We start from the raw sequence: 23,629 nt of genomic DNA, 5'->3' as shown, positions 1-23,629 counted from the left end.
TCAAGCCGGTCGCGGAGATCGGGCCGCGTGATCGGCCGCCGTGCGCCAGGCCCGGGTGACCGCCGCGTGGGCCTCCGCCGTGGCCGCCTTCGTATCGGCCGAGAGCCGTAGCGGCGTACCGATGTGGACATGCAGCCGGGGGCGCCGTACCGGCGCCGTGAGCAGGCCCGCGACCTGTTTGGGGACCGTACCGGACGTCACCCGGCGGGCGCCCGCCTGGCCGACGGGGACGACCGGCGCCCCGGTGAGGGCCGCCAGGCGAGCCGGGCCCGAGCGGAACGGGCCGGGTGGCAGCTCCCCCGAGTCGGGCCGGTCCGCGATGCCGCCCTCCGCGTATACCAGCACCACCCGGCCGCTCGCCAGGACCGCCGCCGCGTCGTCCACGGCCCGGGCCGCGCGCCGGTCGTGCCGGTAGACGCGGATATGGCCGCCCCGGGTGAGCACGGCCCCCAGGACGGGGATCCGCCACAGCCCGGCGGCGGCCATGACCACGGGTTCGACACCCCGGCCCCGCAGGGCCGCGAGGACCACGGCCGGGTCGGCGAGTGAGGTGTGGTTGGCGACGACAAGGCTCCCGGGGGCGACGACGGCGCCCGGGTCCGTCGTCACGGACAGCCGTCCGACGGCGGGTATCAGGGCGCCCGCGAACCGACTGAGCATGAGGAGTCCTTCCGGGACTTCCGGGATCCGGCCGACGACGGCGCCGGAAACGGCCTGCGGTGACGTCCCTCATCCTCGGGCTGCCGACCGGCGCCGCGCCTGAGTGCGCGTACTCAATCCGCCTCGTCCGCCCTCTCCGGCCGCCGCGAGACCCTCAGCGGGGCGGAAGCATCTCCGCGGTGATCGCCCAGCGCTCGTGGTCGCGCCACGCGCCGTCGATGAGGAGGAAGTCGGGCGAATAGCCCTCCAGCCGGAAACCGGCCCCGCGCACCAGGGCGATGGACGCGGTGTTGCCGGGCTGGACATTGGCCTCCAGCCGGTGGAGGTCCATCGCCGGGCCGAAGGCGTACGCGAGGACGAGGCCGAGGGCCTCCCGCATCAGCCCGCGCCCGGCGGCGTGCGCGAAGGCGCCGTACCCCAGCGCTCCGCTGCGGAACGCGCCGCCGACGATGTTGTTGACGGTGATGAAACCCGCGATCCGCCCGCCGGTGGCGGCCCCGCCGTCGGCGCCCGCGGCGGTCTCGCGGACCAGGAATCCCGCCCGGCCGGGCTCCTCGGTGAACCGGGCCGCGTACCGCGCGTACTCCTCCGGGGTGCGCGGCGGGAAGAGCCAGGGGTGGTGGAGACCGGCGGAGGCACGGGCCGCCGCCGTGAACTCGTCGGCGTCCGACGCGGCGAACGGGTGGAGCGAGACCCGGGGGCCGGTGGCGAGAGGGGACATCGGGCCACCCTGCGGCCCGCGCCCGGCGCCGGTCAACCGGAATCAGGGGCGGAGCCGGGCGGCGGCACGGGACCGGCGGTCACCGGGGTGAGCGCCGGCGGAAGAAGAGCGCCCCGCAGAGCGCCCCGATCACGAACATCAGCAGCAGCGCCAGATACAGGGGCATGGTCACCAGCGGGATGATCAGCCGGATCCGGACCTGCTCGGTGTTCTCGGCCATGAAGACGATCGCGAGGACCAGAAGGACGACGACGGCGGTCCGCGCGGGGGTGAACCAGTCGCCGACCCGGCCGCTCCTGCCGCCGCTCCTGCCCCTGCCCCGGGTGCGGGGCGCGTCCTTGGGATTCATGGCACCAGAATGGCCGCGAGCCGCCCCGGGGACGCGCCGGCGGAGTCCGAACGGGTGACACGCCGGATTGCGACACTTCCCCCTCCAACCGATCGCTGTCTGACAAGCTGGCGGCTGCCATCATTGCCGGCCGAGGAGGAACAGCGTGACGAGCAGCCGACGGCAGCGCCGCCCCGTCGTCGTCCTGTACGAGCGGATCGCGGAGGCGATCAACCAGGGAGTCTGGCCGCCCGGCTCCACCCTCCCCTCCGAACCCCGGCTCGCGGCCGAGCTGGGCGTCAGCCGCCCCGCCCTGCGGGAGGCGCTGCTGCTGTTGCAGGAGGACGGACTGCTGTCGGTACGGCGCGGAGTGGGCCGTACGGTGAACGACGCGCCGCCCCGGCGCGGCTACGAACACCTCCAGCCACTGGAGGAACTGCTCACCCCCGGTACGGCGCTCCGGGTCCGCCCGGTCGCCAGGACCGAGGAGGAACCCACCGACTTCTCCACCCAGCATCTGCACGCCCCGGCCGGAACGGAACTGCGATTCTGGGAATCGGTGCTGGTCGCGGAGGGGGTATCGGCGGCGCTCAGCCAGGAGTGGGCGGCCCCCGACAGCGTTCTGGAGTCGGCGCACCCCGCCTTCGCCCGCGCGCTGCGCGAACCGTCGGCACCCGAGGGATCGATGCTCGCGACCCTGCTGGCCGCATCCCGCGAGACTCCGCTGACGGGGCACAGCGGGGTGACGGCGACCCTCCTCGGCGAGCGCAGGGGCGAACAGCTCGACCGCCCGGCGCAGACCCCGGCGGTCCTGGTGACCCAGGTCGTCCGGGCCGGTGACGTCCCCGTGCTCGCGGCCAAACACATGCTGCCGACCGGGTCCCCGGCGCTGCCCGTACTCCAGTCCGGCTGAGCCGTGGCGCGGCGCGGCGGTGGGGCGCTCCGGCCGGTGTGACGTACGCCGGGGCGCCTGCGGTCCGGGTCGCGTACACTCCCACCGCATGCACTTGTCTGACATCCTCCGCGCCCCCAAGGTGGTACTCCACGACCACCTCGACGGCGGCCTGCGCCCCGCCACGATCATCGAGCTGGCCCGGGAGTGCGGCTACCGCGAGCTGCCCACCGAGGACCCCGCCGAACTGGCGGTCTGGTTCCGCGACGCCGCGGACTCCGGCTCCTTGGAGCGCTACCTGGAGACCTTCGCCCACACCTGTGCGGTGATGCAGACCCGGGCCGCCCTGGAGCGGATCGCGACCGAGTGCGCCGAGGACCTGGCCGCCGACGGCGTCGTCTACGCGGAGATCCGCTACGCCCCCGAACAGCACCAGGAAGCCGGACTCACCCTCGACGAGGTCGTCGACGCGGTGAACGCGGGCTTCCGCGAGGGCGAGCGCCGCACCGGCGGCCGGATCACCGTCCGGGCCCTGCTCACCGGCATGCGCCACACCGACCGGTCGCTGGAGATCGCCGAACTCACCGTCGCCCACCGCGACCGGGGCGTCGCGGGCTTCGACATCGCGGGCGGCGAGATCGGCAACCCGCCCGCGCGGCACCTCCCCGCGTTCCAGCACCTGCGGCGGCACAACTGCCACTACACCATCCACGCCGGTGAGGCCGTGGGCGCGGAATCCATCCACGAGGCGGTGCAGATCTGCGGTGCGGAGCGGATCGGACACGGGGTACGGATCACCGACGACATCACCGTCCACGACGACGGTACGGCGGCCCTCGGCGCGCTCGCGGCGTACGTCCGCGACAACCGCATCGCCCTGGAGATCTGCCCCACGTCCAACCTCCAGACCGGCGCGGCCAAGGACTACGCCACCCACCCGATCGACCTCCTGCGCCGGGCGGGCTTCCGGGTCACCCTCAACACGGACAACCGGCTGGTCTCCGGGACCACGATGAGCGACGAGTTCGCCCACCTGGTGACGGCGTTCGGCTACGGCCCCGAGGTCTTCGAGGAGTTCACGGTCGCGGCGGCGGAGTCCGCGTTCCTTCCGCTCCCGGAGCGCCGCGCACTGATCGACGACGTCATCCGCCCGGGCTACGCGGCACTGAACGCCTCCCGCTGAGGGGTGCCTGTCCCTCCGGGGGGCGCCGCCTGATGTCTGTCGGTCCGCCCGCGCCCCGGTGATGGGCTGGTCGCGCGGTTCCGCCCCCTATGCCTTCGGCATGGGGGAGCCCCAGCGCCACCTGGGTTGCCCTCCTCAACGCCCTCATAGAAGGCGGGCCCCCTTCAGGAGCGGCGCTGGGGAGAGCATTTAGGGGCTCGGGGAACTGCGAGACAAGCCACGGGCGGTCCGCAGACCGCGAACGACACCAGACCGCCGGGCGCGGCCCGGGTAGGCGCCGGGAACCCGGAGGGCCAAGGCGCTGGGGGTCCCCCCATCGCCGAAGGCATAGGGGGCGGAACCGCGCGACAGGCCACAGGCGGTCCGCAGACCGCCGACAACGCCAGGTCTCCGGGCGAGACCCGGGTATATTCGGGGAGCGCGCCCCGGGCTAGAGGAGCGCCGGGGTGTCCAGGGTCAAGGTGGATGCCTCCGGGTCCGCCGAGAGCGTGGCGGGGACTCCGAGGGGGATCGTCAGGTTCGTCGGGCCGTGGCCGAAGCCGAGTTCCTCGACCACCGGGATACCGAGGCCGCCCAGCCGGTCGCGGAGGAGTTCCCGGAGGTGGTCGTAGGGGCCGCATTCCGCCCAGGAGCCGAGGGCGACGCCCGTCGCCCCGTCGAGCCATCCGCCGCGCAGGAGTTGGGTGAGGATGCGGTCGATCCGGTAGTCGTCCTCGCCGACGTCTTCCAGGAGGAGGAGTCCGCCGCCGGCGCCGGGGCGGGCGTGCCGGGTGCCGAGGTCGGCGGCGAGGATGCTGGCGCAGCCGCCGAGGGTGATGCCGTGTCCCCGGCCGGGGACGAGGGCGCGGGCGGTCGGCAGGCCGATGGTGAGCCGGGATTCGGGTTCGAAGAGGGTGGCGCGGAGGGATTCCCGGGTGGCCTCGTCCTTGAGGAAGGTCATCGCGCCGGGCATCGGCCCGTGGAGCGTGGCGAATCCGGCGCGTACGGCGATCGCCTCGTGGAGGGCGGTGATGTCGCTGTATCCGGCGAAGACCTTGGGCCCGGCGGCCCGGATCGCGGCCCAGTCGACGAGGTCGGTCATCCGCTGGGCTCCGTAGCCGCCGCGGGCGCAGAACACGGCGGCGTACGACGGGTCGCACCATGCCTGGGTGAGGTCGGCGGCGCGCTGTTCGTCGGTCGCGGAGAGGTAGCCGAAGTCGCGGTGGCTGCCGCGGACGTGCGGCATCACGACGGGCAGCAGGTCCCAGCCGCGCAGTACGCCGAGGCCCTCGTCGAGTACGTCGTCGGGGACCGGCCCGCTGGGGGCGACGATGGCGACGCGGTCGCCGGGCCGCAGCCGCCGGGCTCTGGTGAGGGGCCGCAGTTCGGGCCCGGCGGCGGGGTGGGCGTGGGGGTTCGGCCCGGTCATGGGGTCAGCTCCAGCGGGGGGACGTCGGGCCGTTCGAAGCCGAAGGTCCGGGCGTACAGCGACAGCTCGGCCTCCAGGGCGCGGATCATGGTCTCGGCGCGCCGGAAGCCGTGGCTCTCGCCGGGGAAGGTGAGGTACGCGTGGGGGACGCCGCGTCCGGCGACCGCGGCCAGCAGTCGTTCGGACTGTTCCGGGGGGCAGATGGCGTCGTCCAGTCCCTGGAGCAGCAGGAAGGGCGCGGTGATCCGGTCGGCCCGGTGCAGGGGCGACTGTTCGCGGTAGCGGTCGGGGTCGGAGTCGTACGGTCCGATCAGGGATTCGAGGTACTGGGATTCGAAGTCGTGGGTGCCGCCGGTGCGCCAGACGACGGGGTCGAGTACGGGGTAGGAGATGGTGGCGCAGGCGTAGCGGAAGGCGTCGGGCCTGCCGAGGGAGGCGGTGGCGGTCCAGCCTCCGGCGCTGCCGCCGCTGATGGCGATCCGGTCGCCGTCGGCGGTTCCCTCGTCGGAGAGGGCGTGGGCGACGGCGGCGCAGTCGGCGACGTCGACCAGGCCCCAGGAGGAGCGGAGCCGTTCGCGGTAGGCGCGTCCGTAGCCGGTGGAGCCGCCGTAGTTGACCTCGGCGACGCCGATGCCGCGCGAGGTCAGGTAGGCGACTTCGAGGTCGAGGGCGACGGGGTAGCGGCCGGTGGGTCCGCCGTGGGCCCGTACGACGTAGGGCGGGCGTTCGTCGTCGGGGCCTCGGTGATCGGGGTTGCGGGGCGGGTGGACGACGGCGTGGATCTCGCGCCCGTCGGGTCCGGTGAAGGTCCGGGTTTCGGGGACGGGGTAGTACGCGGGGTCGACCGGGTCGTGGTGGGCGGCGCCGACGACCCGGGTGTGGCCGGTACGGGTGTCGAGTTCGACGATCTCGTAGCCGCGGCCGGGTCCGGCGGCGACGCCGGTGACCCGTTCGCCCCAGGCGACCAGGTCGGGGGCCCATTCGGTCCAGGGTCCGGGGGTTTCGGCGAGTTCGCCGGTGGCGGGGTCGAGGATGCCGAGTCCGGTGGTGCCCCGGCCGTGGACGACGGCGATCAGTCCGTCGTCGAGGGGGGCGAACCAGCGGAGGCCGACCTTCCACAGGGCGCCGCCGAACTCCTCGTCGCGTTCGGTACAGAGGGCGGTGGCGGGGCCTTCGCCGTCGGGGTCCAGCCGGTGGGGCCGCCACCAGCCGCCGCTGTCGGAGGAGAACAGCAGGGCTCCGTCGGGGGCCCATTCGGCCTGGCAGACGGATTCCCCGGGGCCTCCGGCGACGGTCCGGATCCCGGTGATCCGGCCGTCGTCGGTGATGTCGCCGACGAGGAGTTCGGTGCCGTCCCACGGCATCCGGGGGTGGTCCCAGACGAGCCAGGCCAGCCGTCGGCCGTCGGGGGAGAGCCGGGGTCCGGTGGTGAAGCGGTGCCGGTCGCCGGTGAGTTCGCGGACGGCCGTACGGTCGTCGGCGGCGGAGCCGTCGAGGGGGACGGCGGCGACGGTCCGGCGGACGTCGGTGGGCGCGTCGCCGGTGGACTCCTCCAGGACGCACCAGACCTCGCCCCGGGCGGGCAGGATCACGGGATCGGCCCAGCGCAGTCCTTCGCCGGTGCCGGAGAGGGGTGTGAGGGGGCGCGGCGCGGTGCCGGGCGTGCCGGGGTCGTAGGCGTAGAGCCGCTGGTCGGGGTAGTGGACGAAGACGACGACGGTCCGTCCGTCGGGTCCGGTGGTCCCGGCCCAGGGGCGCCCGCCGTACTCGATGACCCGGGTGCGGACGTTCCACGGGGCGGGGAGGACGGTCTCCTCGCCGCCGTCGTCGGTCCGGCGGCGGACCAGGGCGCGGCGTCCGCCCTCGGCGGGCCGGGGCGCGGTCCACCAGAGTTCGTCGCCGACGGCGCCCAGGTATTCGGGCCGTCCGTCGTGGGCGGCGGCGAGGGCTGCGCCGACGGGCGACGGCCAGCTGCCGTAGGGGGCGGTGGTGGCCGTATCGGGTACGGACGTCATGGCGGGCCCCTTCCTCATGCCGACCGGAGGTAGTGGTCGAGGACGTCGACGCCGAAGTGGAGGGCTTCGACGGGGACGCGTTCGTCGACGCCGTGGAAGAGGGCGTGGTAGTCGAAGCCGGGCGGCAGCTTCAGCGGGGAGAAGCCGTAGCCGGTGATGCCGAGCCGGGAGAACTGCTTGGCGTCGGTGCCGCCCGCCATGCAGTAGGGGATGGTGTGCCCGTCGGGGTCGAAGTGTTCGACGGCGGCGCGCAGCTTGGCGAAGGTCGGCGAGTCGACCGGGGCCGTCAGTGGCACTTCCCGGTGCTGGAACCGCCATTCGACGTCGGGTCCGGTGAGCCGGTCGAGGGTGGCGGCGAACTCGTCCTCGCCGCCGGGCAGCATCCGGCCGTCGATATGGGCGGTGGCGTGCCCCGGGATGACGTTGATCTTGTATCCGGCGGAGAGCATCGTCGGATTGGCGCTGTTGCGGATGGTCGGTTCCACGAGGGCGGCGGCCCGGCCGAGCCGGGAGACCAGTTCGTCGGGGTCGAAGCCGTCGGCGTGGGGGTCGGCGTCGATGCCGTGGAGCCGGGCGAGTTCGGCGAGGGCGGCGCGTACGGTCGGGGTGAGCCGGACGGGCCATTCGTGTTCGCCGATCCGGGCGACGGCGGCGGCGAGCCTGCTGACCGCGTTGGACCGGTTGACCTTGGAGCCGTGTCCGGCGCGGCCGTGGGCGGTGAGTTCCAGCCAGGCGGTGCCGCGTTCGCCCGCGCCGATCGGGTAGAGCGTCATGCCGTTGTCGGCGTGGAAGCTGAAGGCGCCCGATTCGCTGATGCCCTCGGTACAGCCCTCGAAGAGGGCGGCGTGCCGGTCGGCGAGGAATCCGGCGCCGTCGACGGCGCTGGCCTCCTCGTCGGCGGTGAAGGCGATCACGATGTCCCGGCGGGGGGTGACCCCGGCCCTGGCCCAGGCCCGGACGACGGCCAGGATCATCGCGTCCATGTTCTTCATGTCGACGGCGCCCCGGCCCCAGACGACACCGTCGCGGACCTCGCCGGAGAAGGGATGGACGCTCCAGTCGGCGGCTTCGGCGGGGACGACGTCGAGATGGCCGTGGACCAGCAGGGCGTCGGCCGTGGGGTCGCTGCCCGCGATCCGGGCGACGACATTGGCCCGGCCGGGGACGCGTTCGAGGAGTACGGGTTCGAGTCCGGCGGCGGCGAGCCGCTCGGCCGCGTACTCGGCGGCGGGCCGCTCGCGGCAGTCCCCGCCGCCCCGGTTGGTGGTGTCGATCCCGATCAGCTCGGAGGTGAAGGTCACCACCTCGTCGTAGGCGGTGGCGTCCACGGGGGACGCGGTCATGGTGGTGGTGGCCTGGTCAGCCATACTGCTCCTCCGTCGCGGCCGAGACGACGGTCGTGACCGCCTTGAACGTCCGGATGGCCTCGTACATGGTCAGACTGGTGTACGCGACCCTGCGCTCGCCGGGCGCGCCGCTGGGCTCGACTCCGGGGACGACGGTCGCGGAGCCCGCGAGATGTTCGGCGTCGAACTCCAGCTCGACGGTGAAGGGCCCGGCGGCGACCGGGTCGCGGCGGACCGCGAGCGCCGTGGCCTCCTTGGCGGCGGCCCGGATGTCGGCGGCCGTCCTGGTGGGCGTACGGCAGACGGCCGCGTACCGGGAGACGTAGTCCTTGACGGCCACGGAACGGGCCTCGGGCGCGTAGCCCCGGGCGTCGACGCAGGTCAGGTCGTCGCCGGTGACGAGGACGACGGGGACGCCGTACTCGGCGACGACCTGGGCGTTGAGCCGGCCCTCGCTCGCCCGGTCGCCGTTGAGCCAGACCCCGGTGATGGAATTGGCGAGATAGGTATGGGCGAGGACGCCCTCGGTGCCCGCGCCGGTGTGGTAGCCGATGAACGCGATGCCGTCGACGTCGCCGTGCTGGACGCCCTCGACCATCGCGAGGGCCTTGTGGCGGCCGGTGAGCATCTGGACCCGCTCGTCCAGCCGCTCCAGCAGCAGATTCCGCTGGGTCCAGTGGGCCTCGTTGACGAGGACCTCGTCGGCGCCGCCGTCGAAGAATCCGAGCGCCGCGGCGTTCACGTCCGAGGTGAACATGGAACGGCACCGCTCCCACTGGGGCGTGCCGGGCAGTACGTCCGCCGGCCAGGTCACTCCGGTGGCGCCTTCCATATCGGCGCTGATGAGGATCTTCATGGCTCAATCTAACCGCACGGGGTCAACCCCCGTGGAGCGGTCCCACCGGGCGCGCCCCGGCCGGTGCGGATCCGGTACGGGGCTCGTACGGGTGCTCGGGCGGGGCCGGGTCAGCGGGGGCGGCCCACCACCAGCCAGAGGGAGGGCAGTTCGATCCGGGAGCCGTCGGGCTCGTACTCCGTGGTGGTCAGCGGCAGCTCGCCGCCCGCGAGGACGGTCAGCCCGGCGGCCGTGAAGTAGTCGGCGACATCGGAGTCGGCGACGGCTCCCGGCACGATGCCGTGGCGGAACACGGGCCGCAGTTTGGGCGGGGGTCCGGCCGGGGACTGGGCGAGCCGGGCCAGTCGGCGGCCCGCGGCCTCGGCCAGTTCCACGACGAAGGCCCGGCCCCGGTCGCCGACGAGCAGGGCGATGCCGTCGGCGAGGGCCCGGCGGTCCTTCGGGTCGGACTGGTGGAGCACTCCGCGCATATAGACATTGCAGTCGCCGGTCTCGGCGCGGAGGGCGGCGACGGCGTCCTGGTCGGTGGCGTCGAGGACCCGGAATCCGATCTCTCCGGCGGGTCCGTCACCGGCGCCGTCCCGACCGGCGGACTCGGCGGAGGAGTCGGCAAAAGGATCGGCGGCGTCGTCGTCACCGGAGGGCCCGGCACCGGCCCGGGCGGTCCGGGCGGTCCGGGCGGTCTCCGCCAGGGCGATCGCGGCGGGCGAGAGATCGGCCCCGAGCACGCGCGGGAAGCGGTCGGCGAGATAGCGGGTCTGGGTCCCGTTGCCACAGCCCAGGTCGACCAGGGTGAGCCCGGGGGCCTCGATATGCGGCTCGTACAGGGCGAGGTGCTGCCCCGCCGTCAGGGCCGGGTCGGCGTCCCACAGCACTTCCCCGGGCTCCTCGCCGGGCACCTCGGCCCAGAACCCTTCCCACGCGTCCCTGTATCTGCTCGTCACGCCCATCGAACAGCTCCCCCCGTCGTTCCCGGGTCGACCGGTCGGCCTGCGGTCGGCTCGCGCCGCCGGGCGCCGGGACACGGCGCCATGATCGGTCTATCGCGCCGGAGTGGCCACGGCAAGTACGAAGACCACACTTTCGTACGATTTCTCCGACATGAAGCGGCGCGGCGGCCGGCGGCCGGGATGAACGGACGCCTATCCCAGGCCGGTCTCGAACCAGACGGTCTTGCCGTCCCGGGTCCGGCTGGCGCCCCACTCCCGGGCCAGGGTGCTGATCACCCGCAGCCCCCGCCCGGTCTCGTCGCCGGGACCGGCGTCCCGGAGCGCCGGAAGGGTGTGGTCCTCGTCGGAGAGTTCGCACAGCAGGGTCCCGGACCGGACCAGCCGCAGTTCGGCGCGGCGCCCGGAGGCGTACCGTACGGCGTTGGCGACCACCTCGCCGACCAGCAGTTCGACGGTTTCGGTGACGGCGTCGAGCCCCCAGTGGCGGAGCTGGCCGCGGACCAGCCGCCGGGCGCGGGCGGCCTCGCGGGGTTCGAGGCCCAGCTCCCAGACGGCGACCGACTCGGCGGGGACGCCGTTGAGCCGGGCCATCAGCAGGGCGACGTCGTCCTTCCGGCCGCCCCGGGTGTTCAGGGCGCGGATGATGGTGTCGCAGGCGTCGTCCATGGACGCGGCGGGATGGGCGGCGGACTCGCAGAGGGTGGCGAGTCCGACACCGATGTCCTCACCCCGCACCTCCACCAGGCCGTCGGTGCACATCACGAGCCGGTCTCCGGGCGCCACGCGGATCCGGCGGGACTCGAACGGCACCCCGCCGACGCCGATCGGCGCGCCGGTGGGCAGCTCCAGCAGCTCGCTGGAGCCGTCGGCGGCGCGGACCAGGACCGGCGGGACATGACCGGCGTTGGCGATCACCAGTTCATGGCCGATGGGGTCGTAGACGGCGTAGAGACAGGTCGCGAGATAGTTCTCGCCGAGCCGCTGGGCGAGGTCGTCCAGATTGCGCAGCAGTTGCGAGGGCGGCAGATCGAGGGCGGCCATGGTCTGGACGGCGGTCCGCAACTGGCCCATCATCGCGGCGGAGTTCAGCCCGTGGCCCATGACGTCGCCGACGACGAGGGCGACCCGGGAGCCGGGGAGTTTCACCGAGTCGAACCAGTCGCCGCCGACCCGGCCGAGAAGGGTGCCGGGCAGATAGCGGGTGGCGATGTCGCACCCCGCCAGCCGGGCCGGGACCTGCGGCAGCATCGAGTCCTGAAGGGTCTCGGCGACATTCTCCTGATAGGTGTACATCCGGGCGTTGTCGAGCACGAGACCGGCCCGGGCGGCGAGTTCGGCGCCGGTGACCCGGTCCATGTCGTTGAAGACGGCCCGTTCGGGATGGCGCAGCAGGATCATGAAGCCGAGCACCACATTGCGCGCCTTCAGCGGGACCACCAGCATCGACCGGCCGTTGATCAGCGGCCGGATGTCCCGTTTCTCGAACTGGGACGCGATGGCCGTCCCCATCTGGTCGCTGATCCTCGGGACGAGCACCGGATGGCCGGTGGTCATGCACTGGAAGAACGGGGTGTGTTCGGGGAAGGGCATGGACTCGCCGACGGGGACGACGTCGTCCCAGCGGCCCGGTTCGTCCACATGCTCGACGGCGACCCGGTGCCAGAGGGTGGTGGCGTCGGGCGGACCGTCGGGAAAACCCTCACCCGCGACGACCTGCTCCCTGAGATAGGTGCCCGCGACGTCGGTGAACCGGGGTACGACGGCGGCGCTGACCTCGTGGATGGTCCGGGCCAGATCGAGCGACGAGCCGATCCGGCCGCTGACCTCGTTGAGGAATTCCAGCCGTTCGCGGACGGCGGCGTATTCGAGGTCTTCGGCGAGATCGGCCCTGGCGTCGGCGTCGAGGCTGTGGCCCGCGGCGAAGGCCGCCGCGGCGACCCGTCGGCGGGCCCGGCGCTCGGCCCGCCGGGGCACACCCCAGTCGGGGGTGACGGGCACCCGGTCGTGGTGGCTGAACTCCAGGACGGGATAGCCGAGTTCGAGGATCTGGGAGACGATCCGGGTCGCCTCGGTGACGCTCGTACTGGGCAGGATCTCGGGGAGCCGGTGGGCGAGTTCGTCGGCGCCGGGGAAGTCGGTGTGCCGGGCGAATCCGGGGGCGATCCGGTCGACGCCGTCACCGCCGCGGGCGTCTTCGGTGAACTGGGCCGCGTCGGCGGCCAGGACGATCATCCGTTCGGGGCCGGGGCCGACCATGGGATAGGCCCACCACAGCACGTCGACGGGGTCCCGGCCCTGGTCGGAGAGGCGGGCCCGGCCCGCGGTGGCGTAGGACGTGCGGCCGGTCAGGGACGCGTACAGACCGGGGCCGATCTCGTCGGAACCGTCGAGGTCATCGAGACCGACGGGGCCGTCTGACCCGTCCGGATCGTCCGGGCCGATGGCGGTGTCGGTGGTGTCGGTGCCCGTACGGTACGCGGCGCCGGGCCCGCCGATGCCGCCCGGGGCGCCGTCGCCGGGGCGCTGGGCGGGGATCGGTCCGGCCCGCCCCGTACCGCCGTCGCGGACGGCGAACCGCTCGGAACCGCCGCCGGACCGCGCCCCGGACGCGCCGGTTCCGCCGAACTCCCCACCGAGGAAGAGATCCCCCTCGTCCCGGTACGCGTCCGCCCCCAGCACCCCGCCGACCGGCAGGAGATCGGTCGCGGGCCTGCCGACGGCCTCCTCGCGATCGGGCCCGAACAGCCGCCGCGCGCCGGTCGACCAGTGGGAGACCCGGCCGCCGCCGTCCACGACGACCACGGCCAGCGGAATCCGGCCGTCCACGGCGTACTGCCGCGGCGCTGTCGGCGGAACGCCACTGTCCATGGCTGGCTGGCTCCTTCCCCGCCGCGGGGGTACGCGGCCTGTGACCACCGTACGGCGCGCGGCACTCGGTGCGTGGCGCAACGGCCGAATAGGTCGTGCGCCCGCGCGAATCCGGCGGACGGCGCACCCTTGCGGATCCGTCGTCGCGGGTGGGGGCGGGCGCGCGACGACCCCGTCCGGTGACCGGACGGGGTCGTGAAGGCGGTCCAAGCCGTCTACCGCGGGGCTTCGCCTCCGGCGTCTCTCCGGCCCTTCTCCGCAGCGCCGTTACGGAGCGTTCCCGGGGACCGCCCGGGTGCCGTCCCGGGTGCCGTCCGGTGAGCCGTCGGGGAGAGGGCCGGAACGGGTCAGTCCGCGTGGCCGAGTTGGAGATCCCGTTCGGTCCGGCCGCCGCCCGCCATCTGGAGGACGGTCGCCACCGGTGGGTACCCGGCGGCGATGACCGTGTACTCACCGGACGACAGGTCCACGAAGCGGAATGTGCCGTCGGGGCCGGTCGTCAGGGTGTCGACCACATTCCCGGCCGCGTCCAGCAGGGTGACCCGGGCCTCCTCGACGGGCCGGCCGCCCCCGGCGCGCACGGTGCCCCGCAGCACCGCGCCCCCGGCGAGTTCGACGTCCTGCCGGGTCTCCCGGGACGCCTGCACGCTGACCATGAGCGCGGCCGGGCGGTACGCCGGGGCGCTGGCGGCCAGGGTGTACTCCCCCGCCACCAGCTCGGTCATCACATAGCCGCCCTCGCGTCCGCTGCGCGCGGTGGCGACGACGTCCCCGCGGACATCGGTGAGGGTGACGGTGGCGTCCCGGACCGGAATGCCGTCGGCGGTACGGACCGCGCCCGCGAGCCGTCCCGCGCCGCCGAGCACCACATCGAGGTCGACCGGGCGTTCCCCGACGGTGACGGTGACGGCCTGCGGCTGGTGCCCGCCCGCCGCGGCGATCATGACGTACGACCCCGGACCCGGCACGCTCAGCGCGTACCGCCCGTCGTCCCCGGAGGCGCCCCGGCCGATCTGCTGCCCGCGGACGTCGATCAGCGTCAGCGCCGCGCGGGGCACGCTGGAGCCGTCGTGGTGCTGGACGGTGCCGCAGACCGGGACGCCGAAGGAGGGCGACGGTACGGGCGCGCTGCGGGCCGGCGGCACGGCGACGGCGGAGGGCGCGTACGAATAGCTCGCCGTGGTCGCGGTGGCCGCGGCGGGCTCGGTGGTCTCGGCGATGGGGACGTTCTGGGACACCAGTGGTTTCTCCTTGAGGAAGCAGGCGATGAGGAGGCCGAGCAGCAGGACGGGCACCAGATAGAGGAAGATCCTCGGCATGGCGTCGGCGTAGGCGGCGATATACGCGTCGCGGACCCCGGGCGGCAGTCCGTGGACCAGTTCGGGGGTAACCGACTCCGGTTCGATCCCGGGCGGCAGACCGGTACCGCCGGGCAGCCGGTCGGCGAGGGCGTCGGTGAGCCGGGCGGCGAACAGGGTGCCGAAGACGGCGGCCCCGACACTGCCGCCGATCTGCCGGAAGTAGGTATTGGCGCTGGTGGCGGTGCCGAGGTCGGCGGGGCGTACCGAGTTCTGGACGGCCAGGATCAGTACCGGGATCACCAGTCCGACGCCGATCCCGAGTACGGCCTGCCCGACGCTGTACTCCAGCCGGGAGGTGTCGGCCTCCAGCCGGGACAGCAGCCACATGCCGGCGGCCGAGATCAGCCCGCCGAGTACGGGGTACTTGCGGTAGCGGCCGGTACGGCTGGTGAGCTGCCCGGCGACGATCGAGGCGACCACCAGACCGCCCATCATCGGCAGCATCAGCAGCCCCGACTCGGTGGCGGACGCGCCGTCGACCATCTGGAGAAAGGTCGGCAGATAGCTGCCCGCGCCGAACAGGGCGATCCCGATCACCGCGCCGACCAGACCGGTCACATTGAAGACGGAGTCCCGGAACAGCCGCAGCGGGATGATCGGTTCGGAGGCGTACGCCTCCACGACGACGAAGAGCAGAGTCGTTACGGCGGCCCCGGCGGCCAGACCCAGGACGGTCGGCGACCCCCAGGCGTACTCCGTACCGCCCCAGCTGGTGAGCAGGACGAGACAGGTCGAGGCGGCGGCCAGCAGTACGGTCCCGAGGACGTCGAGCCGGGCCCGGCCGGTCCGTTTCGGCAGCTTCAGTACGACGGTGACGACGAGCAGGGTCAGCAGGCCGAACGGGACGTTGAAGTAGAAGCACCAGCGCCAGGAGACATGGTCGGTGAAGAAGCCGCCGAGCAGCGGACCCGCGACGGACGCCACTCCGAACACGGCGCCGATCAGCCCCATGTACCGGCCCCGGTCCCGGGCCGGGACGATATCGGCGATGATCGCCTGTACACCGATCATCAGACCACCGGCGCCGACGCCCTGGAGGGCGCGGAAGGCGATCAGCTGGTCCATCGTGCGGGACCAGCCGGCCAGCGCCGAGCCGATCACGAAGACGACGATGGCGAACTGGAAGACGCCCTTGCGGCCGAAGAGATCGCCCAGCTTGCCGTAGACCGGCAGGGTGATGGTGGAGGTCAGCAGATAGGCCGTCACGGCCCAGGACATCCGGTCCAGACCCTGCAAATCGCCGACGATCCTCGGCAACGCGGTGGCGACGATCATCTGCTCCAGTGCCGCGAGCAGCAGGGCGAGCATCAGCCCGAGGAAGACGAGCCGGATCCGGCGGGGGCTGAGCCCCGGGGCGCCGGCCGGGCCGCCGAGCCCTGGTGGTGCGGGTGGCTCGGGCCCGCCGGAGAGAACCGGCGGTACGGCCTGCCCGCCCTTCACCAGAGTGCTGCCGCCCACGTCCTCGCTCCCCTCGGTCGACGCGCCTGCGCTTGCGCGGGCCGCCATTCTGCGGGGGCCCGGCGCCGCCGTCACACGCGGTTGACGGGGTGAGCGGCCCCCGTCCCCACGTTCGACGTCCATGTGTCGGGGCGCCGAGCAGGGCCTTTCGAATCTCGCCCGGGAGAAGGGCGCGGCGCGGAAGTTCCCCCGAACGAGGGGCGCGCGGTGTTCCGGAACACGACCGGCTCGGCCTTTCGGGCCGGGGACGCCGGAGAGCCTGCCCGGACGTGGTGGGCGACTGGCGCACCGACGGTCGGTCGGCGGTCCCGGACGACGTCGATCCGACTATCACGCGATTGCTCTGGTCCGGTTGCTTCTATGGATGGTCCGGACAGAGGAGCCTATGGATGGTCGTCACCCGTGCACCCCGGCCGGCCGGGCCGCACGGGTGACGTCGAGCCGTGTTGGTCCACTCGCACAGGAGCGCGTCATGAAGATTCTGATCGTCCTCACCTCGCACGACGAGCTGGGGGAGACCGGCCGTAAGACCGGGTTCTGGCTGGAAGAGCTGGCCGCGCCGTACTACCGGTTCAAGGAGTCCGGTGCGCAGATCGTGCTCGCCTCCCCCGAAGGCGGGCAGCCGCCGTTGGACCCCAAGAGCAACGAGCCCCAGTCCCGGACCGACCTGACCCGACGCTTCGAGGCCGACCCGGAGGCGACCGGGGCGCTGGCGCACACCGTGCGCCTCGACACGGTCCCGGCCGGCGACTTCGACGCGGTCTTCTACCCCGGCGGCCACGGTCCGCTCTGGGACCTGGCCGAGGACCCGGTCTCGGCGCGGCTGATCGAGACCACCCTGCGCTCGGGCAGGCCGGTGGCGCTGGTGTGCCACGCCCCGGGCGTCCTGCGGCACGTCGTCAACGAGGACGGCACTCCGCTGGTCGCGGGCAAGCGGGTCACCGGGTTCACCAACTCCGAGGAGGAGGCCGTCCAGCTCACCGACGTCGTCCCGTTCCTGGTCGAGGACGAGTTGGCCGCGCTCGGCGGGGTGTACTCCAAGGCCGGGGACTGGGAGCCGTACGTCCAGCGGGACGGCTTGCTGATCACCGGGCAGAACCCGGCGTCCTCGGCTCCCGCGGCCGATGCCCTGGTCGCGCTGCTCGACGAGGGCGGGGCGTGACGCCCACCCGCCGACCCGGGTGCTCCCGCGGCGCGGGCGAGGCGGACACCTTCCCGGCCAACGGCCGTCGGCATCCCTTGACAGCATCCTGCCGGAACTCCGGAGGGTAGGAGCTGAGCACAGTAATCACCTTTCCATCCGACTCCCGGGACATGCTGGTTCAGCCGTCGCCGAATCGAGCGGCGGACCCGTAGCGGCCCGGAGGCCGAGCAGCGCGCGAGGGCGCCCTTCGGGGTTGGGCGCCCGGCCGATCTCTGATCTGACGGAAGGACATGAGATGCGTTTCGGGGTCTTCATGGCACCGTTTCACACTGCTCAGGGGCAGAATCCCCTGACCGCTTTCGCACGGGACCTGGCCACCCTTCAGCAGCTCGACGAGCTCGGCTATGACGAAGCCTGGATCGGTGAACACCATTCCGGCGGCTCGGAGCTGATCGCAAGTCCGGAGATTTTCATCGCGCATGTCGCGGCCCGGACCAAACACATCAAGCTGGGGACCGGCGTGCTCTCTCTGCCGTATCACAACCCACTGTGGGTGGCGGACCGCGCGATCCTGCTCGATCACCTCACCCGGGGCCGGTTCATGCTCGGTCTCGGCCCCGGCTCCCTCCCGACGGACGCGGCGATGATCGGCATCGATCCGGTCTCACAGCGGTCCGCGCTGGAAGAGGACACCGACGTCCTCATCCGGTTGCTCACCGGGGACGAGCCCGTCACCAAGAAGACCGCCCGCTACCACCTCGTCGAAGCCAGATGCCAGTTACGCCCGTACACCACACCCTGCTTCGAGGTCGGCGTCGCGGCGATCGCCTCGCCTTCCGGGCCGCGGATCGCGGGCAAGCACGGGCTGGCGCTGCTGTCCATCGGTGCGACCATGACCGGTGACCTGGATATCCTCGCCGCGCACTGGAACGTGATGGAAGAACGGGCCCATCAGTTCGGCACCGTCATCGATCGCGCCGCATGGCGACTGGTCGGGCCGATGCACCTGGCCGAGACGAAAGAACAGGCCTATGCGGACGTCGCGTACGGACTCGACGACTGGTGCCGCTATCTGCAGTACGAAGCCGCTGTGCCGCACTTCGAGCCCGGCGGTACGACGCTGGAGGAACGCATCGACTGGATCAACGAGTCCGGCATTGGTGTGATCGGCACACCGGACGACGCGATCCGGCACATCCGCCTGTTGCAAGGGCAGTCCCACGGCTTCGGCTGCTACCTCATGATGGCGCACGAATGGGCGAGGCCGGACGCCACCCGTCAGCACTTCGAACTGTTCGCGCAGCAGGTCGCCCCGCACTTTCAAGGCAGTCTCGAACGTCTCGACGCCGCACGAGCCCTCGCGGTCAGGCGCAGGGAGGCACTGTACAGCCGTATGGGTGACGCGCTGGACGAGGCGAAGGCCCGTCATGCCGCCGAGCGGGCGGCCAGGGCTGATGGTCCGCGGCGCCCCGGCCCCGGCTTCGGAGATCGCACCCCGGGGTCACCCGAGTCCTGACGGCCCGCAGGAACAGAACTCCGACGTCGCCGCCGGCTGTCGACCCGGCCCGGCGGTCGCTCCGCTATAAGGGCGCGCCCCGGGGCCGAGGGGCTCCGGGGCGCGGGGGCGAGGAGGGTCAGGACGCGGACTCGACCTCCGCGGCGAGGCGCTCCAGCACACCGTCGTAGATCCGGGCCAGCCCCTTCGGCGCGAAGGTGCGCTCGAAGAAGCCGCCGATCCCGCCCGCGCCGTTCCAGACCGAGGTGACGACGGCCTTCGACTTGCCCTCGCCCGCCGGGGTGACCGTCCAGGTCGTCACCATCGAGGAGTTGCGGTCCTTCTCGACCAGCCGGCCGTCCGTGGGCTCGGTGACCTCCAGCAGGCAGTCCCGGACACGCTTGCTGGTCGCCTGGAGCCGCCAGTGGACCAGAGTGCCCTCGCCGTCGCCGCCCTCCCGGACCTCGTACTCGCTGAAGTGCTCGGTCAGAAGCTTGCCGCGGCTGTTCTCGTAGTCGGCCAGGGTGTCGAAGACGGTCTCCGCCTTCGCCGCGATGATCCGTTCCGTGGTGGCCTCGACCTGCGCCATTGCCGTTCCTCCAGCCTTCGGTACTTCCGGGGGTGCCGCTAGCCAACCACCTCGCCCCCACGCGCCCAAATCCGGGGTCCCGGGACGGGTCCCGCCGGGGCCGCGCCATCGGGCGCCGGGCGGCGTACCCCCGGCCCGGGCCCGGCCCGCCCCACGGCGATCATGGGAACATATGTTCTATTGTGTCGTTCGAGCACCACCGAGGAGGCCGACCGATGCGCTGGAACCACCTGGCCGAAGACCCCACCCCCGCCGCGGGGGCCGTGAACCCCGCCCTGTTCGGTACGTCCGCGGTGACGACCCGTACCTTCGACACCCCCGAGTTCCGGGGGATCACCTTCCACGAGGTACGGGCGCGTTCGATCGTGAACCGGGTGCCCGGGGCGTCCCGGATGCCGTTCGAATGGACGGTCAACCCGTACCGGGGCTGCTCGCACGCGTGTGTGTACTGTTTCGCCCGCAAGACGCACGGCTATCTCGACCTCGACACCGGGATCGGCTTCGACTCGCAGATCGTGGTGAAGGTCAACGCCCCCGAACTGCTCCGGCGCGAGCTGTCCTCCCGCCAGTGGCGGGGCGCGCATATCGCCATGGGCACCAATGTCGACTGCTACCAGCGGGCGGAGGGCCGGTACCGGCTGATGCCGGGCATCATCGACGCCCTGCGCGAGCACGCCAACCCCTTCTCCGTACTGACCAAGGGGACACTGATCCTCCGCGATCTGGACGCGCTCCGCCGCGCCGCCGACGTCACCGACGTCGGGATATCCGTCTCCGTCGGCTTTCTCGACGCCGAGCTGTGGCGCACGGTCGAGCCCGGCACCCCGGCCCCCGAGCGCCGGCTGGACGTGGTCCGGGCGCTCACCGCCCGCGGCCTGGGCTGCGGGGTGCTGATGGCGCCGGTGATCCCGTTCCTCGGCGACCGCCCCGAGCAGTTGCGCGCCACGGTCCGGGCGATCGCCGAGGCGGGCGCGGTCTCGGTGACCCCGCTGGTACTGCATCTGCGGCCCGGCGCGCGCGAGTGGTTCATGGCCTGGCTGGCCCGCCACCACCCCGGTCTGGTCCCCCGGTACGAGCGGATGTACGCCTCCGGGTCCTACGCCCCCACCTGGTACCAGCGGCGGATCACCCGGCAGGTGCACGAACTGGCCGCCGAGTACGGCATCGGGCCCGCCGGACGGGGCGCGTCCCGCCGGATCGCCCCGCCGCAGCGGCCGGTCCCCGCCCCGGAGGCCGCGCCCTCCGGGCCCACCCAGCTCACCCTGCTGTGAGACCGCCGCCCGCCCCGCGCCGGGTCCCCGCTCCCGTGCCCCGTCCCGGCCCCGGGGCCTCCGTAATCCACTGGCTCACCCGGCCGCGTCCGGGCGAGGATGCCGGGATGAGTACGAACCTCCTGATCAGGGCGCTGACACCGGACGACTGCGGGGCGGTGGCCGAGATCCGGGTCCGGGGCTGGCAGTACGCCTACGCGGGTCTGGTGCCCCAGCCCTACCTCGACTCGATGGACGTCGCCGAGGAGACCGTACGGCTGCGCGGCCTGGTCGCGGGCGCCGGCGCCGCCGTCAGCCATCTCGTCGCCGAACGGGACGGAACGGTGGTGGGCTGGGGCTGTACCGGCCCGGCCCGGGACGACGACACGCCGCCCGGCGAGACCGAGCTGTACGCGCTCTACGTCCGCCCGGCCCAGCTCTCCACCGGCGTCGGCCGGGCCCTCCTCACCGAACTCACCGCCCGCGCCGAGACCGCCGGACACTCCGCGATACGGCTCTGGGTCCTCCGCGACAACGCCCGGGCCCGCCGCTTCTACCAGCGGGCCGGGTTCCGCCCCGACGGCGCCGAGGAGCCGTTCGAGGTGAGCGGGGCCCGGATCCCCGAGGTGCGGTACGTCCGCGACCTCGCCCCCGCTCCCGCGACACCGGCCGGGGCGCCCTGAACCCCGGTCAGGAGCCGGGCCGCCGGGCCGGATCCGTATCGGGGTCCGGGCCCTCCGGGCGGCCCGCCGCCGCCGACGGTCCGACGGCCGCCGGATCCGGTGTGCCGTCCTGGCCTCCGGCCGGGATCCAGCGCCGGGCCGCCGTGTCGTACTCGTGTACGGGCCGCCCCGCGACCCCGCTGGTACGGAACGGCCGCCCGCCCTCGTCGATCCGTACGACACCCCGGCGCCCGCCGCTCGACCACTCCAGCTCCAGGTACCAGTCGCAGTCGCACTCCCGTGCCGAAGCCGTGACCAGCAGGATCTCCGGGTCGGACGCCGATACCCGGTAGGGGAGGGAGACCGCGGGGATCGGGCCGTTCTCGCCGTGTCCCGGCACGGAACGGGCCAGGGGCCGCCGCCGGTCGAGATCCACCGCGAACGTACGGGGCGTCAGCACTCCCCCGCAGCCCCCGCCCATCCGGTACACCCGGCCCGCACCCGGCGGCTCGCGCCGCGCCGCCGTCCGCACCTGGAGGCCGTGCAGGACGACCGCCCGTTCGTCGGTGCCCTGAAGGGTGATCCGTACCCGGGTCTCCCCGCCGTGCACGGCCCCGGCCGCGCGGGCCCACTGCGGGGCGTCGGCCTCGACGGGCGGCGGGGGCACGTCCGAGGGCTCCCGGCCCACGAGATAGGCGTGATCGCAGCCGTACGCCCAGACATGCTGGTCGGCCGTCCAGGTGAACGGCGCGCCCTCGACCGGGGTACGCCCTCCGGAGGCGGCGGGCCCGTCATCGGTGCCGCCGCCGCTCGTGCCGGTGCCGGGGCCGGTGCCCGGCGATGTGCCCGGGGCGCTCTTCGTACCACCGCCACCGGCGCTGCCGACGGCTCCGGACGGCGATCCGGCGGCCGGTGACTTCGACGGGCCCGCCGACGGAGCCGGCACCGGACCCGGGCCACCGCGCCCGCCCTCGCCCCGCTCCGCCCCGGCCACGGACCGCTCGTCGGGCCGGTTCCCGTACCCGACGAGCCCGACCACGAGACCGACCGCCAGCACCATCACGACGACGGCGACCCTGGTCCGGCGTACGACACCCCACAGCCGGGTCTCGGCCGGGGGCGGATCACCCTGAACAACGGTAATGACGGGGGCGGGGGCTTCGGCGGGGAACCCGGCGGCGGGGGCGGGGACTTCGGCGGAGGTCTCCGGCTCCTCCGGAGGGGCCGGTGCGACCGGAGAGGCCGCGGCCCGGGGCGTGGCGGACGCCGCCTCCCGGCGGCGGGTCCGCTCCTCGTCCGCGAGCACCCAGGCCCGGTGGAGGGCGACCAGTTCGGCCCCCGTACAGCCGCTGAACCGGGCGAGCCGTTCGACCGGGGCGAACTCCGCGGGGACCGTCGCGCCCGAGCAGTAGCGGTGCAGGGTGGAGGCGCTGACACCGATCCGGCGCGCGAGGGAGCCGTAGCTCCGCCCCGATCCGTCGCGCAGCTCCCGCAGCCGCCGGGCCAGCTCCCCGGCGGCCGGGTCGTCCGGCGTCCCCACGAGCGCCTCACCCTCCCCGCGCGTAGCGCCTACCGCGTTCCGGGGCGGCGTTCCACCCCTCTGTCTTCTCCCACGTCAGTGGGGGTGGAACGGTTCCAGCGGCGCGGAGACTTGTGAACGGGCCCCCGCGCTCCCGAAGCTGATGGTCACTCCACGGCGCACCGGCGCCCGGCGACCGGGCCGGGCGGGGCCTTCGCGCCTTCAGCGATCGAGCAAACGGGGATCATCAGATGAAGACACTCCGCTCCGCCGCCGTGTCCACCGCGGCCGTCGGACTCACGTTCACCTCGCTCTCCTGGGCGAGCGCGGCCCCCGGACCGGCGTTCCTCGCCGCGTCCCAGCTGCCGCCGTCCCTCACCGCCTGGACGGCGGGCCCGGTGACGGCCGGTGTCCCGGACGACTTCTGCACCGGCAACACGGCCCCGAAGGCCGCCAGCAAGTACCGCCTGTTCCATACCGAACTGGACACCAACGCCCGCCAGACCATCACCGTGGCGGCGAGCGAGGCGAAGGCGAAGCAGCTCGTCACCAACCTCCGCAACCGGATCGAGACCTGCTTCGACCGGCTGCGGGCGGAGAACCCGAACCTCGACGGCGAGGCGTTCTACTGGGGCGCCCTGCCGGTGGAGGAGGGCGCCCATGTCTACAGCATCGACACCTTCGACCCGGTGGGCGGCGCGAACGACGTATCTCTGTACTCCGTGGGCCGCGACGGCCGCACGGTGACCGTGGTGGCCTGGGGCCAGCTCGGGGACGCGTCGGACGCGGCGGTCAAGGCGTTCCAGAAGACCACGACGACGGCGGTCAACCGAGGCGAGCATCGCCGGGCCCCGCGCGGCGCCGCTCCGGCCGGATCGGACCGGATCGACACTTGGCCGAAACCGGCCCCTGCGGACCCGGAGG

18 protein-coding genes and 1 pseudogene are annotated in these 23,629 nt (G+C 73.3%); 7 read left to right on the top strand and 12 right to left on the bottom strand.

What is annotated here, in order from left to right:
* The 3 genes from ABZ714_RS28290 to ABZ714_RS28280 form a co-directional block, all read right to left on the bottom strand.
* The gene (locus ABZ714_RS28290) at window positions 1-660 is read right to left on the bottom strand and encodes a lysophospholipid acyltransferase family protein (protein ID WP_358828179.1); all 660 of its coding nucleotides are present in this window, start codon (window positions 658-660) and stop codon (window positions 1-3) included.
* A 154-nt stretch (window positions 661-814) separates the two neighbouring features.
* Window positions 815-1,381: a GNAT family protein gene (locus ABZ714_RS28285; RefSeq protein WP_358828178.1), complete on the bottom strand. Its 567-nt coding sequence runs from the start codon at window positions 1,379-1,381 to the stop codon at window positions 815-817.
* 79 nt (window positions 1,382-1,460) lie between these two features.
* On the bottom strand, window positions 1,461-1,730 hold the full coding sequence (locus ABZ714_RS28280; protein ID WP_358828177.1) for a LapA family protein: 270 nt from the start codon (window positions 1,728-1,730) through the stop codon (window positions 1,461-1,463).
* A gap of 145 nt (window positions 1,731-1,875) precedes the next feature.
* Between ABZ714_RS28280 and ABZ714_RS28275 the strand changes: the two genes are divergently transcribed.
* Both ABZ714_RS28275 and ABZ714_RS28270 read left to right on the top strand, forming a co-directional pair.
* Window positions 1,876-2,622, top strand: a complete 747-nt coding sequence (locus ABZ714_RS28275) for a GntR family transcriptional regulator (protein WP_358828176.1) — start codon at window positions 1,876-1,878, stop codon at window positions 2,620-2,622.
* Window positions 2,623-2,710: 88 nt separating this feature from the next.
* Window positions 2,711-3,784 carry an adenosine deaminase gene (locus ABZ714_RS28270; RefSeq protein ID WP_358828175.1) on the top strand — a complete coding sequence of 358 codons (1,074 nt, stop codon included), beginning with the start codon at window positions 2,711-2,713 and terminating at the stop codon, window positions 3,782-3,784.
* 430 nt (window positions 3,785-4,214) lie between these two features.
* Here the strand turns inward: ABZ714_RS28270 and ABZ714_RS28265 are convergent, their stop codons facing one another.
* The 7 genes from ABZ714_RS28265 to ABZ714_RS28235 form a co-directional block, all read right to left on the bottom strand.
* Window positions 4,215-5,192 carry an LD-carboxypeptidase gene (locus ABZ714_RS28265; RefSeq protein ID WP_358828174.1) on the bottom strand — a complete coding sequence of 326 codons (978 nt, stop codon included), beginning with the start codon at window positions 5,190-5,192 and terminating at the stop codon, window positions 4,215-4,217.
* On the bottom strand, window positions 5,189-7,207 hold the full coding sequence (locus ABZ714_RS28260) for a prolyl oligopeptidase family serine peptidase (RefSeq protein WP_358828173.1): 2,019 nt from the start codon (window positions 7,205-7,207) through the stop codon (window positions 5,189-5,191). The genes ABZ714_RS28265 and ABZ714_RS28260 overlap by 4 nt, the downstream gene beginning before the upstream one ends.
* 14 nt (window positions 7,208-7,221) lie before the next feature.
* Window positions 7,222-8,574, bottom strand: coding sequence for a M20/M25/M40 family metallo-hydrolase (locus ABZ714_RS28255; protein ID WP_358828172.1), 1,353 nt, complete (start codon window positions 8,572-8,574; stop codon window positions 7,222-7,224).
* The gene (locus tag ABZ714_RS28250) at window positions 8,567-9,409 is read right to left on the bottom strand and encodes a M55 family metallopeptidase (protein WP_358828171.1); all 843 of its coding nucleotides are present in this window, start codon (window positions 9,407-9,409) and stop codon (window positions 8,567-8,569) included. Before ABZ714_RS28250 ends, ABZ714_RS28255 begins: the two co-directional genes overlap by 8 nt.
* A 110-nt stretch (window positions 9,410-9,519) precedes the next feature.
* A complete protein-coding gene (locus ABZ714_RS28245; RefSeq protein ID WP_358828170.1) occupies window positions 9,520-10,359 on the bottom strand; it encodes a class I SAM-dependent methyltransferase in 840 nt (279 codons plus the stop codon).
* Between the two features lie 192 nt (window positions 10,360-10,551).
* Entirely contained in the window at window positions 10,552-13,227 is a 2,676-nt protein-coding gene (locus ABZ714_RS28240) for a SpoIIE family protein phosphatase (protein WP_358828169.1), read from the bottom strand.
* Between the two features lie 347 nt (window positions 13,228-13,574).
* Window positions 13,575-16,046, bottom strand: a complete 2,472-nt coding sequence (locus ABZ714_RS28235; protein WP_358828168.1) for an MFS transporter — start codon at window positions 16,044-16,046, stop codon at window positions 13,575-13,577.
* Between the two features lie 472 nt (window positions 16,047-16,518).
* Here ABZ714_RS28235 and ABZ714_RS28230 point away from each other — a divergent pair, with 472 nt between their 5' ends.
* A complete protein-coding gene (locus ABZ714_RS28230; protein ID WP_358828167.1) occupies window positions 16,519-17,208 on the top strand; it encodes a type 1 glutamine amidotransferase domain-containing protein in 690 nt (229 codons plus the stop codon).
* Window positions 17,209-17,485: 277 nt separating this feature from the next.
* A complete protein-coding gene (locus ABZ714_RS28225) occupies window positions 17,486-18,706 on the top strand; it encodes an LLM class flavin-dependent oxidoreductase (protein WP_358828166.1) in 1,221 nt (406 codons plus the stop codon).
* 118 nt (window positions 18,707-18,824) lie between these two features.
* Here the strand turns inward: ABZ714_RS28225 and ABZ714_RS28220 are convergent, their stop codons facing one another.
* Entirely contained in the window at window positions 18,825-19,274 is a 450-nt protein-coding gene (locus tag ABZ714_RS28220; RefSeq protein WP_358828165.1) for an SRPBCC family protein, read from the bottom strand.
* A 215-nt stretch (window positions 19,275-19,489) separates the two neighbouring features.
* Here ABZ714_RS28220 and ABZ714_RS28215 point away from each other — a divergent pair, with 215 nt between their 5' ends.
* Entirely contained in the window at window positions 19,490-20,545 is a 1,056-nt protein-coding gene (locus ABZ714_RS28215) for an Rv2578c family radical SAM protein (protein ID WP_358828164.1), read from the top strand.
* A 107-nt stretch (window positions 20,546-20,652) separates the two neighbouring features.
* On the top strand, window positions 20,653-21,207 hold the full coding sequence (locus tag ABZ714_RS28210; RefSeq protein ID WP_358828163.1) for a GNAT family N-acetyltransferase: 555 nt from the start codon (window positions 20,653-20,655) through the stop codon (window positions 21,205-21,207).
* 7 nt (window positions 21,208-21,214) lie between these two features.
* Here ABZ714_RS28210 and ABZ714_RS28205 read toward each other — a convergent pair whose 3' ends face one another.
* Window positions 21,215-22,726, bottom strand: coding sequence for a helix-turn-helix transcriptional regulator (locus tag ABZ714_RS28205; RefSeq protein WP_358828162.1), 1,512 nt, complete (start codon window positions 22,724-22,726; stop codon window positions 21,215-21,217).
* 230 nt (window positions 22,727-22,956) lie between these two features.
* Between ABZ714_RS28205 and ABZ714_RS28200 the strand changes: the two are divergent.
* A pseudogene (locus ABZ714_RS28200) lies at window positions 22,957-23,538 on the top strand (hypothetical protein); the annotation flags it as partial.
* Window positions 23,539-23,629: the final 91 nt, after the last annotated feature.

This window comes from Streptomyces sp. NPDC006798 (assembly GCF_040635975.1).
In the GTDB taxonomy this organism is placed as follows: Bacteria; Actinomycetota; Actinomycetes; order Streptomycetales; family Streptomycetaceae; genus Streptomyces.
Note: the sequence above shows the minus strand (reverse complement) of the source record. Positions and strands in the feature narration are given on the sequence as shown.

What these genes read in the sequence shown, in the direction of transcription:
- ABZ714_RS28290 (WP_358828179.1), bottom strand. Translation starts at nt 660, where the DNA reads ATGCTCAGTCGGTTCGCGGGCGCCCTGATACCCGCCGTCGGACGGCTG.
- ABZ714_RS28285 (WP_358828178.1), bottom strand. Translation starts at nt 1,381, where the DNA reads ATGTCCCCTCTCGCCACCGGCCCCCGGGTCTCGCTCCACCCGTTCGCC.
- ABZ714_RS28280 (WP_358828177.1), bottom strand. Translation starts at nt 1,730, where the DNA reads ATGAATCCCAAGGACGCGCCCCGCACCCGGGGCAGGGGCAGGAGCGGC.
- ABZ714_RS28270 (WP_358828175.1), top strand. Translation starts at nt 2,711, where the DNA reads ATGCACTTGTCTGACATCCTCCGCGCCCCCAAGGTGGTACTCCACGAC.
- ABZ714_RS28265 (WP_358828174.1), bottom strand. Translation starts at nt 5,192, where the DNA reads ATGACCGGGCCGAACCCCCACGCCCACCCCGCCGCCGGGCCCGAACTG.
- ABZ714_RS28260 (WP_358828173.1), bottom strand. Translation starts at nt 7,207, where the DNA reads ATGACGTCCGTACCCGATACGGCCACCACCGCCCCCTACGGCAGCTGG.
- ABZ714_RS28255 (WP_358828172.1), bottom strand. Translation starts at nt 8,574, where the DNA reads ATGGCTGACCAGGCCACCACCACCATGACCGCGTCCCCCGTGGACGCC.
- ABZ714_RS28250 (WP_358828171.1), bottom strand. Translation starts at nt 9,409, where the DNA reads ATGAAGATCCTCATCAGCGCCGATATGGAAGGCGCCACCGGAGTGACC.
- ABZ714_RS28245 (WP_358828170.1), bottom strand. Translation starts at nt 10,359, where the DNA reads ATGGGCGTGACGAGCAGATACAGGGACGCGTGGGAAGGGTTCTGGGCC.
- ABZ714_RS28240 (WP_358828169.1), bottom strand. Translation starts at nt 13,227, where the DNA reads ATGGACAGTGGCGTTCCGCCGACAGCGCCGCGGCAGTACGCCGTGGAC.
- ABZ714_RS28230 (WP_358828167.1), top strand. Translation starts at nt 16,519, where the DNA reads ATGAAGATTCTGATCGTCCTCACCTCGCACGACGAGCTGGGGGAGACC.
- ABZ714_RS28225 (WP_358828166.1), top strand. Translation starts at nt 17,486, where the DNA reads ATGCGTTTCGGGGTCTTCATGGCACCGTTTCACACTGCTCAGGGGCAG.
- ABZ714_RS28220 (WP_358828165.1), bottom strand. Translation starts at nt 19,274, where the DNA reads ATGGCGCAGGTCGAGGCCACCACGGAACGGATCATCGCGGCGAAGGCG.
- ABZ714_RS28215 (WP_358828164.1), top strand. Translation starts at nt 19,490, where the DNA reads ATGCGCTGGAACCACCTGGCCGAAGACCCCACCCCCGCCGCGGGGGCC.
- ABZ714_RS28210 (WP_358828163.1), top strand. Translation starts at nt 20,653, where the DNA reads ATGAGTACGAACCTCCTGATCAGGGCGCTGACACCGGACGACTGCGGG.